We start from the raw sequence: 414 nt of genomic DNA, 5'->3' as shown, positions 1-414 counted from the left end.
ATAAAAAATACTATTCTGATACTTTAAGATATCTAGTAGCTACTAGATATCTTAAAGTATCATATAGCTATATGATAGCTATATGATAGAGTGCCTAAAAGAGTAGAGTCGAGCACAGATGCCAGTTATATCATTTGCCAATCCAAAAGGCGGCGCCGGGAAGACGACGACAGCCTTAATTCTCGCTACGCAACTTTCAGAGAGTGGTGCTAGTGTTACTATCCTTGACGCAGATCCAGAGCGCTGGATATCCCAGTGGGCTAATCTACCAGGTCGACCAGAGAACATCGCTATTGTGAGCGGTATCACAGAAGATGGTATTGTTGATCAGATTGAAGAAGCTTCAAGAATATCTCAATTTGTGATCATTGATTTAGAGGGGACAGCTAGTCTGATGGTTGCAAACGCAATTGG

At 41.5% G+C, this 414-nt stretch carries 1 protein-coding gene; it reads left to right on the top strand.

Features of this window, described 5'->3' with window-relative positions; translation table 11 throughout:
* Positions 1–118: 118 nt before the first annotated feature.
* A partial coding sequence (locus HBA93_RS18900; protein WP_221724324.1) for an AAA family ATPase occupies positions 119–414 on the top strand: 296 nt, incomplete at its 3' end.

The organism is Ochrobactrum sp. SFR4, from assembly GCF_019730395.1.
Classification (GTDB): domain Bacteria; phylum Pseudomonadota; class Alphaproteobacteria; order Rhizobiales; family Rhizobiaceae; genus Pseudochrobactrum.
Note: the sequence above shows the minus strand (reverse complement) of the source record. Positions and strands in the feature narration are given on the sequence as shown.